The following is a 16,861-nucleotide window of genomic DNA, read 5'->3' on the forward strand; positions in this document are numbered from 1 at the left end:
GCGACCGCGCGGGCTGGCGCGAGGCGCAGAAGCGGCGCTCGCACGCCACCCGAGGTCCGTCCCGGCCCGCCGAGGCAGCGCAGATGCAGATGAGCGCTCCCTCGGGCGCCGCTGCTTCGCAGGCGGCGCCTCTCGTATTCGTCCCCGAGGGACAGGGCGCGGTGCCGTGGCATCAGATCTCCGATTTCCGGATCACCGATGCGCTCGTGGCCCGCGTCGACTACTCGACCGGCAACCTGATGCTGGCCGCCACCGACTTCGAGGTCGCGGGCGTCGGCCAGAAGCTCAGGCTCGCGCGGACCTACAACTCCTTCGACGCACCGTGGGGCCGGGTCTCGCAACGCTGGTGGCAGGAGTACGAGCGCTACGCGCACGTGTTCACCAATGAGGTGGTCGTCTACGACGCGACCGGTGACACGGTGCGGTTCGAGAAGAACAGCGACGGTTCCTTCAAGACCCCGGCGGGCTACTCGAAGGACCTGAAGAAGAACACTGACGGCACTTACACGCTGACCAACCGTAAGAGCGGGGTCAAGGACACCTACGACGCGAACGGCACCCTGACCAAGGTCACCGATCGCAACAACGGTTCCATCACCGTCTCGCAGCACGACGAAAGCGGCGAGAACAAGGGCTTCAAGCTCACCGAAACCCGCTCGGGCCGCTGGATCGACCTTCTCCAGACGGACGCCTCGCAGTGGCAGGCCAAGGACCATACCGGCCGTACCTCGGTCTTCGACCTGAACCCGGCCGGCGACCTCGCCAAGACGACGGACACCGAAGGTAAATCCACGACGTTCGGGTACGACTCCTCCCGCCGCCTGGTGAAGATCACCACCCCGGAGGGGCGGGTCACGGTCTTCACCTATGACGACCAGAACCGTGTCACCTCCATGCTGCGCGCCACGGAGACCGGTGCCTCCGGGCACACCGGCCCCACGTACACCTACGCTTACACCGCAGGCCCGTGGGATGCCGGGACCACGACGGTCACCGACCCCGAGCGGCACGCCACCGCCTACGCACACGACGCCGACGGCGATGTCACCAAGGTCACCGACGCCCTCAAGCACGAGCGGTCCAAGTCGTTCGACGCGAACCACAACATCGACACCGCCAGTGACGCGATGGGCGTCGGAGGCACGGGTGCCAACGTGACCGACTTCGGCTGGGACACCCGCAACAACCTCACCTCGGCCAAGCTGCCGACCGGCGCGACGTCCTCGGCCGGCTACCAGACGATCGCCGGCACCGACGTGCCCAAGACATCGACCAGCGCGGACAACGAGAAGACCGACTACACGTACGACACGGCGGGCAACACCAAGTCCGTCGCCGTCACCGGTACGGGCGGCGGCAATCAGAGCTTCGACTACAACCCCGCCTCCGCGACCTGTGGCGGCTTCGAAGGCCAGCGTTGCAAGGTCACGACGAAGACGAGCGACAGCGCGTCGGTGTCCACGTCGTTCCACTACGACGCGCGGGGCGACCTCGACCGCGTCACCCCGCCCGCTCCTCTGGGCGTCACCACATACCGCTACGACGACCTCGGCCGCCCCGTCTCCGCGCAGGACGGCCGCGGCGTCACCACCACGTACACCTACGACCACCGCGACCGCATCAAGAAGGTCGACAGCTCCAATTACGCCACCGTCACCTACGAGTACGACGGAGACGGCAACCTCAAACAGCGTTCCGACGGCACCGGGGTCACCAAGTACGACTTCGACCCGTTGTCCCGCGAGACCGTCCGCACCCTGCAGAACGGCTCGCAGACCAAACTCGCGTACACCCCCGCCGGCAACGTCGACTACTACCAGGACCCCTCGGGCATCACCGACTACACCTGGAACGAGGTCAACAAGCTCAAACAGCTGAAGGACCCGACCGGCAAGGTCACCACGTACGAGTACAACGAGAACGACTTCCGCAAGAAGACGCTGTATCCGGGCGGGACCGTGCAGGAAGTCACCCCGGACAAATCCAGCCGCCCCGAGAAGATCAAGGCCACGTCCCCCAAGGGCACCCTCGTCGACCTGACCTACACCTACCTCAACGGGACGAAGGACGGCGGCAAGATCCGTACGAGCACGGACGCCGCCACCGGTGTGAAAACGACCTACACCTACGACGCGGCTGGCCGCTTCTCCTACGCCAAGGAGGAGAAGGGCACCACCCTGGGCTCCTCCTGGCAGTACTGCTACGACCTCGCGGGCAACCTCACCTCACAGGGGGTGGACCCCGGCTGCCCCCGCGGTACGACCTACACTATCAACGACGCACAGCAGATCACGGCCAAGGACGGCTCCGCCGCCAACTGGTCCTACGACAAGATCGGCAACGAGACGGCGGGCGCTTCCACACCGGAAGGCACACGTACCGCCGAGAAGTGGACCGACCACTCCCAACTGACCTCCCTCACGGTCGGCGGCAAGGTCTACGACGGCCAGTACGGCTCCACCGACCAGAGCGAACGCATCAAGCTCGGTGACACCTTCTTCCACAACGGGCCGCTCGGCCTGTCGGCCAAGACCACGGCCGGCGTGGACATGGGATTCAACCGGGAGCCCGGGGGCACCTTGAACTCCATGACGACCGGGGGCAAGTCCTACTACTACCTGACCGACGCGCTGGGCTCCGTCGTCGCACTCACCGACGAGACGGGCACCAAGGTCAACAGCTACGCCTACAGCCCCCGCGGTGTCCAACGCGCGCAGACGACCGAGCGGGTGTCCCAGCCCTACCGGTTCGCCGGCGGCTACCAGGACCCCACCGGCCTCTACCACTTCAAGGCCCGTTACTACGACCCCAACATCGGCCGCTTCACCCAGCCCGACCCCTCCGGCCAGGAGAAGAACCCCTACCTCTACGCCGAGGGCGACCCCGTCAACCGCATCGACCCGAACGGCCTCTACAGCCTGACGGACGCCGTCGACGACGCCAAGGAAGTCTCCGACGCGGTCTCCAGCGGCCTGGAAGGCGACACGGACGCACTCTGGGGCCAGGTCGCGGGCCTCGCCACCGGCATCGTCATCGAATCCGCATGCCAGTTCGTCGCCGGTTTCGCAGGAGCGCCCACGGCCGGCGCCGGAGCGGTCGCCGTCGAGGCGGGCTGCGCCTACGGAAGCGCGGCAGCCGGCGACTGGGTGGGCAACTCGGTGGAAAGCAGCCTCAAGTAGCACGTGATCACCTGAGGGGCGGCCGGGCTACGCCGGCCGCCCCGGTCCGACCGACACGCGGTCAGCACGGAGGGACGAAAGACATGCAACGCATCATCGGCGGCTACGGTTCTCAGTCCGCCATCCGCAGAAACGCCGGGATGGTCATCGCCGGCTCCGTCGTCCTCTACGTGCTGGCGGCCCTTCTCGCCACGAAGGGCGGTTGGCCGGCCGCCTTCCCCGTCCTTCTGGTCGCCGTGATCGTCGATGCCGTATGCCTCGTCGTCTGGCTCGCGTTCCGCTCCCGACGCCCCTCGTGACACACCCCGCTCCGATGAGCCGAATCCGATGTGATGAAGGGATCAAGGCATGTACCTGGCCGCACACCGATGGACCCCGGGCGGAACTCTCGGAATCGTCCTCTTCATCGCGGCGATCGCCTGTGTCGTCATCCCCATCGTCCTGAACCGCAGGAAACGCCGATAGCCACGCTCGCAGACCGAGCCCCTGCCCGAGCGCGGCGACCGGCTCGACCCGGTACCGGTCGTCGGTCAAAAGACCTTCGGACGCCCGATCCGCCTGGGCCGCCAGACGTCGAGGTTCAAGGTGACCGTGAGGAAATCTCCCTCCACACCCACGACCAGGTCGGGGTGCTCGATCACCACCGGCTCGTCCCTGAGGTCGCCGTCAGGATCCACCTCGCTGTTCGCGCGGTCCGCCCCGATGCAGAGCATCGTCATGAACAGCCTGAGGTGGTCCGCCCCGAGGAGCGCATCGGCGCCTCGGACGACCATGACGATCCCGACTCCGCCCGTAAGGGCGTCGCCGAGGTCGTCAAGACGGTCGACCAGGGCATCCCAGTTCCAGCCGAAAGAGCCGGGGTATCCGACCGCGCGGGCGAAAGCGTTACACACGGCCGCCCCGTCGACGAGGTCGCGGGCCTGCACTTCGTAGACCCGGCCACCCGCAGCACGCAGAGTCGCCGTCTGCTCTTTGAATGCAACCGCCTCGCGAGGCCCGAAGATGATCCAGGGCGACTCCGGCTTGGCCACATCGAACGCGGTCACATCAGTCCCTTCCTTTCCAGTCCGCCGACGCGGATCATCCAACCGCCCCCACCTGTGTGCGCCCCGGATCCGCCCGGGCCGTCAGAGCCCTTCGGCGGGTGCCTCAGGGTGCAGGTAAGGACGCGTGCGGTGCGAGGCAGGGAGCCTGGTTCTGGTTGAGGCGCCGCGTGTGCGTGGTGGTCGGCGTGGGCCGGCCGGACGGACGAAAGTGAATGCCGCATCTCGGGCTGGCGACGGATCCACGAAACCAGGCATCAGCGCTCAGAACATCCACTTGACCCGGGCCGCGTTCTCGAGGAGCGCCGCGCCCCGCCCAAGGACCAGCTCGGCAGGGCCGAGGGCGCCCTCTTCGAGATCGCCAATCGCTTAGACCTGCGTCACCGCCGCGCTGGTCAGCAGGGGTCGGGGTCGCCCATCGACGTGTACTTGTCCCCGAGTCGGCCGGCTTGGCTTCCTACGCCACCGGGGAAGGCCCGCCGGTGAGGCGGGCGGCGTAGCCGCGGGCGACGGGTCGAAGACGATGACGGGGGCTCCGCGAAGGTGTCAACCGGTGCGCCGGCTTCGCATGGTATGCAATCATTTAGGCTACCGGTGAATTACTGCGAGGGAATATGTGGTTCGAGAAGCCGTTGTCTCAGAATCGTCAGAATTGGGAATTGTATCCGTTGCGGACTGTCGGGCCGCTTGATTTTGGGATGAGTCCCAATGAGGTGGCTTCGGCGCTCGGATCCAATGTGGGACTCCAGTCGAACGGAGCGTCCATCTTGGCAAGATTCCGGGAGCTGGGAATTACCGCATATTATTCGGACCGCACGGACATGAGCTTGGTTGCCGTGGCGGTCGATCCCCTGAGTGGCCCTCAGGTGACTTTTGGCGGCGAGGGTCTCACGGGGCGACCGCCGTCCGAGCTCGATCCGTGGATCGATCGTATGGCAGACCTCGGGCATGAACTTCTCTTCACCTCCAACGGGCAGCCCAGCTTCCGCGATCTCGGCATTCTTTTGCATCTTCGTCCGAACGGTGACCGCGCGTACAGTCGGCCGATATTTTTGGGTGGGCGGTGGGCCGACATGGACTGGGACGCGCTGCCTATCGGATAGCAGGATGCCCGGCAGGACCCTCATCGGTCCGCTGTGGTGCATCATCCATGTCGAAGGAAAGGCGCTGCTCTGCGTTTGCAGAGCAGCGCCTTCGCCTACCCGATGGCTATCTTTCGCAATCCTTCCCGGTTGCGAGACCCTTCAACTCCATCGGCTCCGGCATGTCGGGGTAGTGGACGATCAGTGTCTGTCCTACGCAGAGGAGCGCGGGCACGGCCTGTTGGCAGCCCTGATTCCCTCCGTCTTTCGGGCAGACGTAGTTGGTATTTATCACGACGTCCATCTTGTTGGGGGCCTTGCCCTGCCGCATGTAGAGAGCAAGCTTCGTCTCCACATGGTCGGCCGCCCAGACTCCACCCTTTTCGAGTTCGAAGTGCGGTGAATCCCGCAGAATTGCATTGATCTCGTCCGAGAGGCCGCTCTTGCCGCTCCACACGGGATCCTTCCAGAAACGCTTGCCGTCGACGAAGGCGTATCCGACGGTTTTGTCCGTGTCCGGCAGGTCGGCCCACGCGTCGAGCACCCACTTTTCACAGAGCGCGCCATCGGTGTTGTGGACGAGGACGTCTGCGGTGCCGGTGTTGACGTAGTAGGTGTGGGTGGTGTCGACGGTCAGGTCGTAGGCGGGCTGGATGCCCTTCCAGTGACTGACCCTGCCGACGGAGATGGCGGTGCCGACCGGGGTGCGCAGGGCGTCGCCGACCCGGAGGTCGGCGGCGTCGACCCAGCGCTTGCGGTTCTCCACCCAGTACGGGTGGTGGTCCGTGGAGGTCAGTCCGGAGCCGTCGGACAGTGTGACGTCGGTGAAGTCGCGGTCGTCGGGTGTGGCGATCGTGCGGGTGACCGGCCGGGCCGTGGTGGTCCCGGTGGCAGGGTCGGTGGCGGTGACGAGCTCGCCGACCTGGATCCGCTCGATGACCTGGCGGGTGCCGTCGGCCATGAGCACCTTGGTGCCGGCGGGGAAGCTGTGCTTGGCTGCTTCCACAAGGCACTCGGTTGCGCGGCGTCCGGCCCGCATGCCCCGGATGCCATCGATGGCGTCGTCGACTTTGGTCAACAGCTTCAGCTTGCCGACCGGCAGGACGCCGGCGGCAGCCATGGTGCAGCCGACGAGCGTGGGTGTGGTGACGCAGGCCTTGATGTCGTTGAGGCCCGTGACCTCCCACACGATCTCGCGAAGGGTGGGGTCGATCTCGGGCATGCGGATCTCGGAGTGCTCCGGATCCAGCGCGCAGGCCATGATCGGTGCCATGGTCTCGCGGGTGGGGTGCGGGACGCAGATCCGCTTGGGCTTCGCTTGCTGCTGCCGCTTGCGATCCTCCTCGGCCTGGCGGCGGGCTTCGGCCTCTTCCTTTTCCCGCAGGGCCAGAACCGCGGTCCAGGCCTGCTTGGCCTCGGCCTCGGCCTGGTCCTTGCTCTTGCCTGCAGCGGTCGCGGAAGTGCGCGCCTCGTCGGCCGATTTATTCGCCTCGCGCGCGGACTGGCGGGCGTAGTCGGCGGAGAACTCGGCCTGGGCCGCGGAGCTTTCCGCTGCGGAGGCGTCGGCCTCCGCCCGATTGGCGGCGCTGCGTGCGCTGGAGGCGGAGTTCGCAGCCGCTGTTGCGCTTGTGGCAGCCCTCTCGGCGGAAGCTTTGGCAGAAGCAGCGAACCCTGCAGCGTCGTTCTTGGACTGCGTCGCTTGGGCAGCGGCATCGTGGGCCTCGGCCTCGGCCTTCTTGGCCAGCGCGGCGGCCTCGGCAGCCTTCCAGCGGTTCTCCTGTGCCTTCGCGGCGACCTCGTCGCCCTCCGCGAGGAGGACTTCGATCTCGTTCTTGTGGTGGTCGGCGAGGTCGTCCTTGCGCTGGGCCATGTACTGGCCGGTCGTGACGAAGTCGTGCAGCAGGTCCGGCGGTCCGGCGAGGGCGATCTTGGCGGCTGCCTTGACCTCGTCTCCGCCGGTGGTGGCGAGGCGGGCGGTCGCGACCTTCTCGTCGTCGACACGCGTGGCGTACTGGGTCGACTGTAGGAAGACCGCTAGGGCCTTACCGGTGCCGTCGGTGAGTGCGGCCTTGGCCGCGTCCTTGACACCAGGGCCGCCGGTGCTGGTCAGACGTGCGACGTCGACCTTCATGTCGTCCAGGCCGACGGCGTACTGACCGGTGGTGTAGAAGCCCTGGATCTGCTCGGGCGTGCCCTTGAGGGCCTCGATCGCGGCCGCACGTACGGAGGCGTAGGGGCTCTGGGTGCTGAGGTTGACGACGCGCTGGCGGACGTCCTGCTGGTTCGCGTCCTTCCAGCGGGTGCGCACGTAGTCCAGGACGTCCTGGTCGGTGCCGGCAAGCGCGCGGGTGGCCGCTTCCTGGTGCCACGGACCCAGGAGCTTGATCGCCTGCATGGCCAGCTCGCGGCCCTGTTTTGCGGTTGTGGCGACATCGACGTCAGGTCGGCTTGCCTGCTGCGCCAGCAGGTTGGCCGTGTTCTGGAGGCTCAAGGCCTGAACCTGGGAGGCGGCGGAGGCCGAAATGGCCCGGTCGCTGGCCGCTTTTGCGGACCGGGCGCGCTCCACAGCAGCTTCGGTGCGGGTCGTCAGATCGTCGGCCTCGCCCTGGTTGGCGAGGCTGAAGATCTCCCGGGCCTTCTTCACCGCGGCCGAGGCCGCTTCCGCTGCCGTCTTGGCCGCATCGGCGTTCTTCTGAGCCTGAGCCGCGTACGTCGAGGCGTTGCCTGCCTGCCGGACGGCTTCATCGGCAAAGTTCGCAGCATTCTCCGCGTGAGTGGCGGCAGATCTCGCCGCATCGCGAGCCTCGTAGGCGACCGTGGCAGCGCGGCGCGCCAAAGCAGAGGAGCGGTCGGCAGCACCACGTGCGGCCGTCGCGTGACGACGTGCCTCGGTCGCAGCCTGACGGGCCTCATCCGAGTGCAGCCCTGCCTCGTCGGCATACGCGTTGGCGTCTTCGGCTGCGGCAGCAGCCGCGTCGGCATGGTCGGAGGCGCCCTTGGCGGCCCCCGCTGCCACACCAGCGGCCGCGGAGGCGATCCCGGCCTTCTCGGCCGCGGCGGCGGAGTCCTTCGCCAACTGCGCCGCAGCCCTCGCTGTCGCCGCAGCCCCGCGTGCCTTGTCGGCGTCGGCCGCGTTTCCTGCCGCGGCGATGGCTGCGTTGTAGGCCGTGTTCGCCGCGTCGGCGGCGGAGGCAGCGGCTGAGGCGGTCTGGGCGGCGGCGAGTGCGGCCCGGCGCGCGGCGCGATTCGCGGCGTTCGCCGAACCGATCGCCTCCTGAGCGGCGGAAGCGGCAGCACGCGCGGCGTCGGCGGCCTGCTTCGCCTTGACTGCGGCGCGGTCGGAGTCGGCCTTGGCGGCCTGCGTTTCCCTGGCCGCGTTCTGCGCCGCGGTTTTGGCGAGCTCCGCGGCCGTGATCGCCTTGGCGGAAGCCTCTTGGGCCTGCTTCGTGGCGTCCTCGGCCTGCTTGCCGGCCTGCTGGGCCTGCTCGGTGAGCTCCGCGATCGAGGCATGGACCTGGTCGCGGCTGCGGGCGGTGAACTGCCCGACTTCCAGGAACTCGACGATGTCCTCTGGCGTGCCCTTCAGCGCGGCCTTGGCTGCCGCCTTGACATTCGTGCCGCCCGTGTTCGTCATCCGGGCCACATCCACCCGGTTGTCGTCCTGTTGCGCCGCGTACTGGCCGGAGTTCAGGAACTCCTCGCGGTCGGCATAGGTGCCCAGCAGGGCCGCCTTGCCCGCGTCGCGCACTCCCGGGCCGCCGTAGGCGACCATCCGCGCAATGTCGACCTTGCGGTCTTCGTCCAGCGGACCGCGGAATCCGTAGACGAGGAAGGTTTTCAGGTCGGCAGGCGACTTGAGCATCGCCTCCTTGGCAGCCTGCCGCACCCCCGGGCCGCCGACCATGGCCATGCGGGCGGTGTCGACCCTGTCGTCGTCGTACTCGATGGACGGTGCCTCGTCCAGGAACTTCCGGATCTCCTCCGGTCCTCCCAGCAGCGCTTGCTGGGCGGCCTCCTTCAGCCCCGGCCCGCCGGTCCGCCAGAAGCTGACGATCTGAGCCCGAACCTCCCGCGGCGACAGGGTCGGAGCCTCGACCGCCGCCGCGGGAGCACCCAGCAGGCCGGACACAAGCCCCGCCGCGAGCATCCCCCTCAGGCCGCGCCGACGCGCGGAGAACCTTTCCAATGCTCCCGAACGAGAGGTCCAGGAGGGTATTCGCCGTCTCACGCGGCGCCCCCTTTGAAATTTAGTACTTCAATGCTCCGGAACGGCGCGAAATTCACCCACGACAGAGGCTCTGTCGAAAATGGGTACCTGTCACATGGCTGAAATTTGCCCATCTGGCCGTTCGAGGAGAACTCGATCCGCATGATCGTACAGTGGCGATGAGTGCCCGCCGCATGTGCCGACGCTGCACGGTTGCAGAGCGAAAACCGCAGGTCTGTTCCTCCTCGTCGAGCTGTGAACGGGGCACAAGAGGGCGGCGCCGAGGCTCCGTCCACCGGCCGTAGCTGACTATTCGTCAGTAGTGAAAACGGTTGTACGGCAAGGCGGGATTTCTTTGAGATCTTGATCATGGGTTGAAGTGGCTAAAGATCGATCATCCATGTGATTGACTTTTGAGGAAAATTCGATGGGACCTGCGTGTCTTGTCTCCCGCTTTTCTGGAAGGCCCGTAATGGCTATACCGCGCGCGCGTAGAAACCTGGTGGTCAGTGTGCCGTCAGCGCTCGCATGCATCACCTTGTCCATCGCAGCGGCGCCCCCTGCGACCGCAGCCTCGCTGCCCGGTGTGGACGCGATGGCGTACGCGGTGGAGGATTTCGCCTACCCCGACGCGGCGAGGATCCAGGCGGAGAAATCGATCACGCTCAAGCGTGGTGACGGCAACCTGGTGCTGCAGGCCTGTGACGGCACGCAGGACATGATGGTCAACACTCGCTCGGGTCTGAAGGACTACTGCTTCGACGTCAAGACGAGGCCCGCGTACCTCTCGCTGGAGCTGCCGTCGGCGTATGGGATCTGGACTTCGGCCTACCCGGTCAGGACCACGATCGAGGCCGACGGCGCCAAGACCGTCGTCGACGCCCCGGCCAATGACTTCACCGGCTACGGCGAAGCCACAGCGGACCGCGTCAAATCAAGCCTGATCGAGCTGCGGGTCACTGGCCCCAACGCCAACCCGCCGGCCCCCACCGGTGACCAGACGCTCGCCTTCACGGGCAAAATCACCATCGGTGACGGGAAGCGTGCCTGCACCGCAACCCTGGTCGACCCGCGCTGGGTTGTCACCGCCAAGCACTGCTTCGCCGACAACCCCGCCGACACCAGCACGGTGACCGCGGGGGCGCCGAAGGAGAGGACGAGCCTCACCGTCGGCCGTACCGACATGACCACCTCCGCCGGCCACACCACCGACATCGTTGAGCTCGTCCCCCGCGCCGACCGCGACCTCGTCATGGCCCGTCTGGACAAACCCGCCTTCACCGTCACGCCGGTCGCGCTGTCTTCCACCGCGCCGACGACCGGCCAGGACGTCACCGTCGCGGGCTTCGGCCGCACGAGGACCGACTGGGTACCGTCCACGCTCCACTCCGCGACCTTCACCACCGGCGCCGCCGACGCTACCGGCTTCCTCCTCGCGCCCAAGGCCCCGGCCGACGCGACCATCTGCCAGGGCGACGCGGGCGGCCCGGCCGTCCGAATGCTGAACGGCAAGCCCGCCCTCGTTGGCATCACCGCCCGTTCCGGCCAGAGCGGTTGTCTCGACGCCGCGAACACCACCACCGGTGCCTACAACGTCCGCACCGACGACCTGGGCTCGTGGATCGGCTCGCTGACCTCCCGCCGTTCGACCGCGGCCCACGAGGCCGGCGGCAACGACCGGATCCGCTGGGCCGACTTCGACGGCGACGGCAAGCCGGACTACATCAGCGTCGCCGACAACGGAGAGGTCTCCGTCTGGCTCAACCGCGGCGGCAACCCGGCCGGCGCCAACGGTTGGCAGGGCATCGGCCGCGTGGCCACCGGTCTGACCAACGACCGCAACCGGGTCCGTTTCGCCGACTTCGACGGCGACGGCAAGGCCGACTACATCCTGATCAACACTGACGGCTCTGTCGAGGTCTACCTCAACCAGGGCGGCGACCCCGGCAACGGCTGGAAGCACCTGGGCAAGGTCGCCTCCGGCATGACGAACGATGCCAGCAAGGTCCGGTTCGCGGACTGGGACGGCGACGGTCGCACCGACTACCTCGTCTTCGACAACGGCGGCGGCGTCACCGCCTACCTGAACCGCGGCGGTGACACTGCCGGCGGCCAAGGCTGGCCGTCTCCCGGCAAGGTCACCACTGGTTCCACCAGTGACCGCACCCGGGTCCGTTTCGCCGACAACGACGGCGACGGCAAGGCCGACTACTTCATCGTCAAGCCCGATGGCAAGATCGACCTCTACCTCAACCGCGGCGGTGACGTCGTCCCGAACAACGGCTGGAGCGTCGTCGGCCAGATCGCCAGCGGCGTCACCACCGACCACACGAAGGTCCAGTTCGTCGACTTCAACGCCGACACCCACGCCGACTACCTCGTCGCCGGAAGCGGCGGCAGCGCCTCCGTCTGGCTGTGGAACGGCGGCGACAAGTCCGGCCCCAACGGCTGGACCGGCATCGGCACGGTCGCCAGCGGCACCTGAGTCCCACTCGCAAGTGGTCCCGGTGCCCTCAGCATGCCGGGTCCGGGCGGCATCGCCCCATCCCAGCCCGTGAGGGCAGACAGCCGCCCGAGGCCGACGGACTTCGCTCCGATGGCCCCGGGCGGCTCTGCCTCAGGGGCCCTTCTGCGGCGCGCCAACTCTCCGGGCCGCCGCGCGCAGGCCGTCACCGGCACTCGCACATCACCACCCCGAATCCGAAAGTCTCCACCGTTGAAACGTACGGCGCTCGCCTCCCTCTCCTTCGTCACCGCCCTCACCCTCGCCGCCTCGGGCTCACCGGCGGCAGCTGCGCCCGTTGCCGCCCCGCCGCTGCTCAGGATCATGCCGCTGGGTGACTCCATCACCGCAGGCGCTTACAGCTCGACCGAAGCCGGATACCGCGCCCCGCTGTGGGGGCTGATGGCCGGCCAGACCCGCTACACCCCCGATTTCGTGGGCTCCGGATCTTTCGGTGCTGTCGGTGACCCCGACAACGAGGGGCACAGCGGCTGGACAATCGACCAGGTCCGAGCCGAGATCGACCGGTGGCAGGACGCGGCACGGCCCGACGTGATCCTGCTGCACCTGGGCATCAACGACCTGAAGTGGCACGCCGCCGACCCGGAAGACGCCGCCCGCCGACTGCTCGATCTCGTCGACCGCCTTCAGGCACAGCGGCCCGGCACCACGGTCCTCGTCCTGGGACTTCTCACCGACACCCCCGGCCTGGAAGCCCAGATCCAAGCATTCAACTCCGTGCTCCAGGGGCAGCAGGCGTCCCGGCAGGCTGCCGGGCAGCACTTCAGGTACGTAGCACCGCCTCGGCTGGACGTAGCCGCCGAGCTCCCCGACGGGCTGCACCCCAACGACGCCGGCTATCGCAAGCTGGCCACCACCTACAACGCGGCCATCGAAGAGGCAGTCACCGCTGGCTGGACCCGCCGCACGCCTGCGCCGCGCGCGGGGACCGAATCGGGCGGCACCGGAGCCGTGAGGTGGGCCGACTTCGACGGCGACGGCCGCACCGACCAGCTCACCATCGCCGACGGCGGCGAAGTGCGCGCACGCCTCAACCGTGCCGGCGGTTGGCAGGACGTGGGCCGCATCGCCACCGGCGTGACCACCGACCGTGCCCGGGTGCGGTTCGCCGACTTCGACGGGGACGGCAAGACCGACTACCTCCTGATCGCGCCCGGCGGAGGAGTCACCGTCTATCTCAACAAGGGCGGCGACGTGGCCGGCCCGAACGGCTGGCAGCACGTCGGCCAAATGGCGTGGGGTACCACGACGCGCCACGAGCAGGTCCGCTTCGCGGACTGGGACGGCGACGGCCGGACCGACTACGTCACCATCGCCGACAACGGCGCCCTGACGGTCCACCTCAACCGCGGCGGCGACCCGGCTGGGCCGACCGGCTGGGTGGGCCTGGGCCAAGTCGCCACCGGCACCACCCAAGACCGCAGCCGGGTCCGGCTCGCGGACCTCGACGGCGACGGACGAGCCGACTACAACACCGTCAACCCTGACGGCAGCCTGACCACCTACCTCAACCGCGGCGGTGACCGCCACGGCGGCTGGCAGAACCTGGGGCGCACCGCCTCCGGCGTCACCACCCACCACGAGCATGTACAACTCGCCGACGTCAACGGCGACACCCACGCCGACTACCTCAACGCCACGACCGACGGCGCCACGCACGCCTACCTGTTCAACGGAGGCGACGCTTCCGGTTCCGACGGCTGGACCTACATTGGCGCCCTCCTTTGACACGGACGTTCGGCAGGTGCCCAGGACAAGCCGCATCACGTCGGTTCGGCGCGGACACAGGGCACGTTTGGCACGGCGAAAGCGCAAAGACGGGGCAATCGAAGTCCTGCTTTGAGGTGGGAGGCATACGTGGATGGAGCGTGTCGGGCGCTGAGCGGCGACGGCCGGTCCCTCAGGTGGACATCGTCGCCCAAGCGCAGCGTCACCTCTGCGCACCCGGGCCCACCGGGCTCCCACGGTACGCCCTGCGGCGTGCGGTCACCGCAGCGATCGACCGCGGCACCGCTGCGCGGATCTGCCGGTACGCCTGAGCCGGTTGATCCGCCTCGCCAGATTCGGCGCCATGCTCGACTGGATCCCCGCATGGGGAAGTGCCGCACTCATGTCGATGGCGACGACCATCTTCACCGGCCGCTACATCTCGCCGCTGCTGGAGATCCGCAACCGGCGCTTCCAGACGAAGATGCAGGCACAAGAGAAGATCACCACGAACGCCCTGTCGGTCCTGACTGCCGCAATCAAGCTGCGGGAGGTTCAGATTCCCGACGGGGTCACCGACACACTCCGGGCCACGCTCACCGAGGAGCGCGACAGGTGGCACCGGCAAGTCGACGAGGCAACCCAACACCTCACCGACCGAGCGCAGGAGTTCGTCTTGACCTTCCGCGGCACCATCGGAGTCCTGGGAATGCGCTACTGCGGGACGGCCTGAATGGTCTGGATCTCCGACCGGACCGAGAAGACGAAGCTGCGGCACCTCCTGGAAACTGCGGCCTGACGGCGCCCGTACGTGTCGTGCCCGGCGCTGTCCCGCTGGGCGAAGAGTTGCGCAGGAAGTCGCGGTAGGCGGCGCCACAGGTCTCCACGCCCCGGCCGAGGCCCTGTCACAGCTGGAACCGGTCGGCGACCTGCACGGCGTCGGTGGCACGGCGACGGGAGGCCCGGCGACCTTCCGTGGGGACGGCCCGGCCGTCCTGCCGGACGGGACGGTGGCGGTCAGCTCCAGGCCGGGGAACACCCGTTTTCTCCCCGAGAACTGGCACTGGGTGGCGCGAGCCGCACTGGTGAACCGCGGCCGAGGTGGGCGGACCGGGCCCGTCGCCCCGGGTGGCGATGCGGTTCGAGGCGTCGGGGTGAGCGGCGCGGGTACCGACCTCACACACTCTGGTCGTTTGGGTCAGCGGGCTCGCACGGGAGCCCACAGGCTGACGCTCCACACGTCCCCGTGGCCCACGTGACAGCCCCTTTCCTCCTCCTCGTCGTCCACGACGAGCACGGAGACGCAGGACTCCTCCGCCCGGTACTCCAGGAAGCCTCCCTGGTCGCTGAGGGTGAACTCCGGGACCGGAGGGGTCCTGGAGAGCGCCTGCAGTACCTCGGCCCATGCGGTGTACGGGGCGAACCCGACGCCCGTGCTCGCGGCCCACCGGGCGGCCAGCTCGGGGGCGTTCGCGAGGCGGTGCAGCTCGATCGAGCCGCCGGACATCACCCACTCCTGCCCCGGGTTGAAGTAGAACTCGACGAACCCGTAGTCGCGGCGCAGCGAGACGCCGCCCTCGCCGACGACATCGACGTGGCGGTCCGGCAGAGCCCGGTCGACCTCGGCGAGGGTGGAACCGATGCCGATGCCGTGCAGGCGCCCGGTCGGGATGAAGGAGGCGAGGAATTCGATGCCGGTCACGGCCAGTTCTCCGGTTTGTCGATCAGGGCCTGCATCTCCGCGGAGCGGTTCTGCGAGTCGCCCCAGTTGTGGGTGTCCATGTGTTCCTTGGCCGACTTCGCCTTGGCCAGGAGGTCTGCGCGCAGCTTTGGGTCGTTGTTCACAGTGTCCAAGGGCCGCCGGACGCTCTTGTCCGAGGCCCAGCCGTCCTCCAGTCGAATGGGGGCGCCCTGGATGTTGCCGTCCTTGTCCACGGTGTGCTGACCTCGTGCTCGCCCTTCTTGAGCGGGATGTGGATGTGCGCGCCCTTCGTCGCGAGGCGACCGGGGGCACCCGGATCTTGCAGGGTTTGAGGCCGAGGGGGTCGGACCAGGTGTGCGGGTTGTGCACGCACATCACCGGATTGGGGGCGGGGTCGAGGCCGAGCGGGTCGTTGCTGAGGTAGCGGGCCGTCTCGGGGTCATAGTGCCGGTGGAGGTTGTAATGGAGGCCGGTTTCAGGGTCGAAGTACTGGCCAGGGAAGCGCAGGGGCGTGTACGCCGTGCTCCCGCTCGCCCACGTCGTCGTACCCCACAGCGTGCTGCGGGTCCGCCAGGCGAGGTCGCCGGACTCGCCGATGAGCTCGGTCGGTGCGCCGACGAGGTCTGTCACCATCGAGTAGAACCGCGCGCCTGTGTTGTCCGGGGACGTTGGTGACACGCGTGCTGGGTTCTTGAAATGGGTGAGGGCCTCCGGGTTCGGTGTGGATTGCGACATCTACATCGTTCCGAGGAGGCCCTCGTGGTCCACCGTAATGCCCCGCTGACCGAGACCGGACGACTTCGGCTGGCCCGCTGTGTCGTGGACGACGGCTGGCCCGTGCGGCGGGCCGCGGAGCGTTTCCAGGTCAGCCACACCACCGCCGCCCGCTGGGCCACCCGCTACCGCACGCTGGGCATCGCCGGAATGAGTGACCGCTCCAGCCGCCCCCACCGCCAGCCGCGGCGGACCGCGGCCGCAGTCGAGGAACACGTCCTGCGGCTACGACGCGAGCACCGGATCGGACCCCTGCGCCTGGCCGCCCGCTGCGGCATCGCAGCCTCGACCGCCCACCGCATCCTGACCCGCCACGGCCTGCCACCCCTGGCCGCACTCGACCGTGCCACCGGCGAACCCGTCCGCCGCTACGAACGGGCCCGCCCCGGCGAGCTCGTCCACATCGACGTCAAAAAGCTGGGCCGGATCCCCGACGGCGGCGGCCACAAGACCCTCGGCCGGGCCGAAGGCCGCCGCAACAAGACCGGCGCCGGCTGGGCCTACCTTCACACCGCCCTCGACGACCACACCCGCCTCGCCTACACCGAAGACCTGCCCGACGAGACCGCCCCGACCTGCGCGGCCTTCCTGACACGGGCAACGGCCTGGTTCGCCTCTGTGGGCATCACCGTCGAACGCGTCC

The 16,861-nt window shown here is 68.2% G+C and carries 11 protein-coding genes and 1 pseudogene; 7 read left to right on the forward strand and 5 right to left on the reverse strand.

Translation table 11 applies throughout. From position 1 onward, the window contains the following. The first annotated feature begins 83 nt into the window (after nucleotides 1-83). Together ACS04_RS32195 and ACS04_RS32200 are read left to right on the forward strand one after the other, a co-directional pair. Nucleotides 84-3,179 (forward strand): RHS repeat-associated core domain-containing protein, encoded by a 3,096-nt coding sequence (locus ACS04_RS32195; RefSeq protein WP_245236662.1) that lies wholly within the window; start codon nucleotides 84-86, stop codon nucleotides 3,177-3,179. Nucleotides 3,180-3,262: 83 nt separating this feature from the next. Beyond that, a complete protein-coding gene (locus ACS04_RS32200) occupies nucleotides 3,263-3,478 on the forward strand; it encodes a hypothetical protein (RefSeq protein WP_048480387.1) in 216 nt (71 codons plus the stop codon). A 231-nt stretch (nucleotides 3,479-3,709) separates the two neighbouring features. Here the strand turns inward: ACS04_RS32200 and ACS04_RS32205 are convergent, their stop codons facing one another. Continuing rightward, nucleotides 3,710-4,225 (reverse strand): barstar family protein, encoded by a 516-nt coding sequence (locus ACS04_RS32205; RefSeq protein ID WP_053081076.1) that lies wholly within the window; start codon nucleotides 4,223-4,225, stop codon nucleotides 3,710-3,712. A gap of 611 nt (nucleotides 4,226-4,836) precedes the next feature. Here ACS04_RS32205 and ACS04_RS38490 point away from each other — a divergent pair. After that, on the forward strand, nucleotides 4,837-5,325 hold the full coding sequence (locus tag ACS04_RS38490) for a hypothetical protein (protein ID WP_158977750.1): 489 nt from the start codon (nucleotides 4,837-4,839) through the stop codon (nucleotides 5,323-5,325). A 106-nt stretch (nucleotides 5,326-5,431) separates the two neighbouring features. Here the strand turns inward: ACS04_RS38490 and ACS04_RS32215 are convergent, their stop codons facing one another. Further along, nucleotides 5,432-9,433, reverse strand: a complete 4,002-nt coding sequence (locus tag ACS04_RS32215; protein WP_245236657.1) for a DddA-like double-stranded DNA deaminase toxin — start codon at nucleotides 9,431-9,433, stop codon at nucleotides 5,432-5,434. Between the two features lie 616 nt (nucleotides 9,434-10,049). Between ACS04_RS32215 and ACS04_RS32220 the strand changes: the two genes are divergently transcribed. The 3 genes from ACS04_RS32220 (at nucleotide 10,050) to ACS04_RS32230 (ending at nucleotide 14,475) form a co-directional block, all read left to right on the forward strand. Then, entirely contained in the window at nucleotides 10,050-11,996 is a 1,947-nt protein-coding gene (locus tag ACS04_RS32220; protein WP_158977753.1) for an FG-GAP-like repeat-containing protein, read from the forward strand. A 231-nt stretch (nucleotides 11,997-12,227) separates the two neighbouring features. Then, entirely contained in the window at nucleotides 12,228-13,763 is a 1,536-nt protein-coding gene (locus ACS04_RS32225) for an FG-GAP-like repeat-containing protein (protein WP_048480390.1), read from the forward strand. Nucleotides 13,764-14,106: 343 nt separating this feature from the next. Then, the gene (locus ACS04_RS32230; RefSeq protein ID WP_158977756.1) at nucleotides 14,107-14,475 is read left to right on the forward strand and encodes a hypothetical protein; all 369 of its coding nucleotides are present in this window, start codon (nucleotides 14,107-14,109) and stop codon (nucleotides 14,473-14,475) included. Between the two features lie 465 nt (nucleotides 14,476-14,940). Here ACS04_RS32230 and ACS04_RS38770 read toward each other — a convergent pair whose 3' ends face one another. The 3 genes and pseudogenes from ACS04_RS38770 to ACS04_RS37895 all read right to left on the reverse strand — a co-directional run. Continuing rightward, nucleotides 14,941-15,444: a hypothetical protein gene (locus ACS04_RS38770; RefSeq protein WP_048480392.1), complete on the reverse strand. Its 504-nt coding sequence runs from the start codon at nucleotides 15,442-15,444 to the stop codon at nucleotides 14,941-14,943. Further along, nucleotides 15,441-15,677 (reverse strand): hypothetical protein, encoded by a 237-nt coding sequence (locus tag ACS04_RS38775; RefSeq protein WP_048480393.1) that lies wholly within the window; start codon nucleotides 15,675-15,677, stop codon nucleotides 15,441-15,443. The genes ACS04_RS38770 and ACS04_RS38775 overlap by 4 nt, the downstream gene beginning before the upstream one ends. An 88-nt stretch (nucleotides 15,678-15,765) precedes the next feature. Continuing rightward, a pseudogene (locus tag ACS04_RS37895) lies at nucleotides 15,766-16,089 on the reverse strand (RHS repeat-associated core domain-containing protein); the annotation flags it as partial. Between the two features lie 114 nt (nucleotides 16,090-16,203). Between ACS04_RS37895 and ACS04_RS32245 the strand changes: the two are divergent. Then, nucleotides 16,204-16,861, forward strand: a 658-nt coding sequence (locus tag ACS04_RS32245; protein WP_245236658.1) for a leucine zipper domain-containing protein, incomplete at its 3' end; no start/stop codon positions are given.

It is taken from the genome of Streptomyces roseus (assembly GCF_001044425.1).
Lineage (GTDB): Bacteria > Actinomycetota > Actinomycetes > Streptomycetales > Streptomycetaceae > Streptomyces > Streptomyces roseus.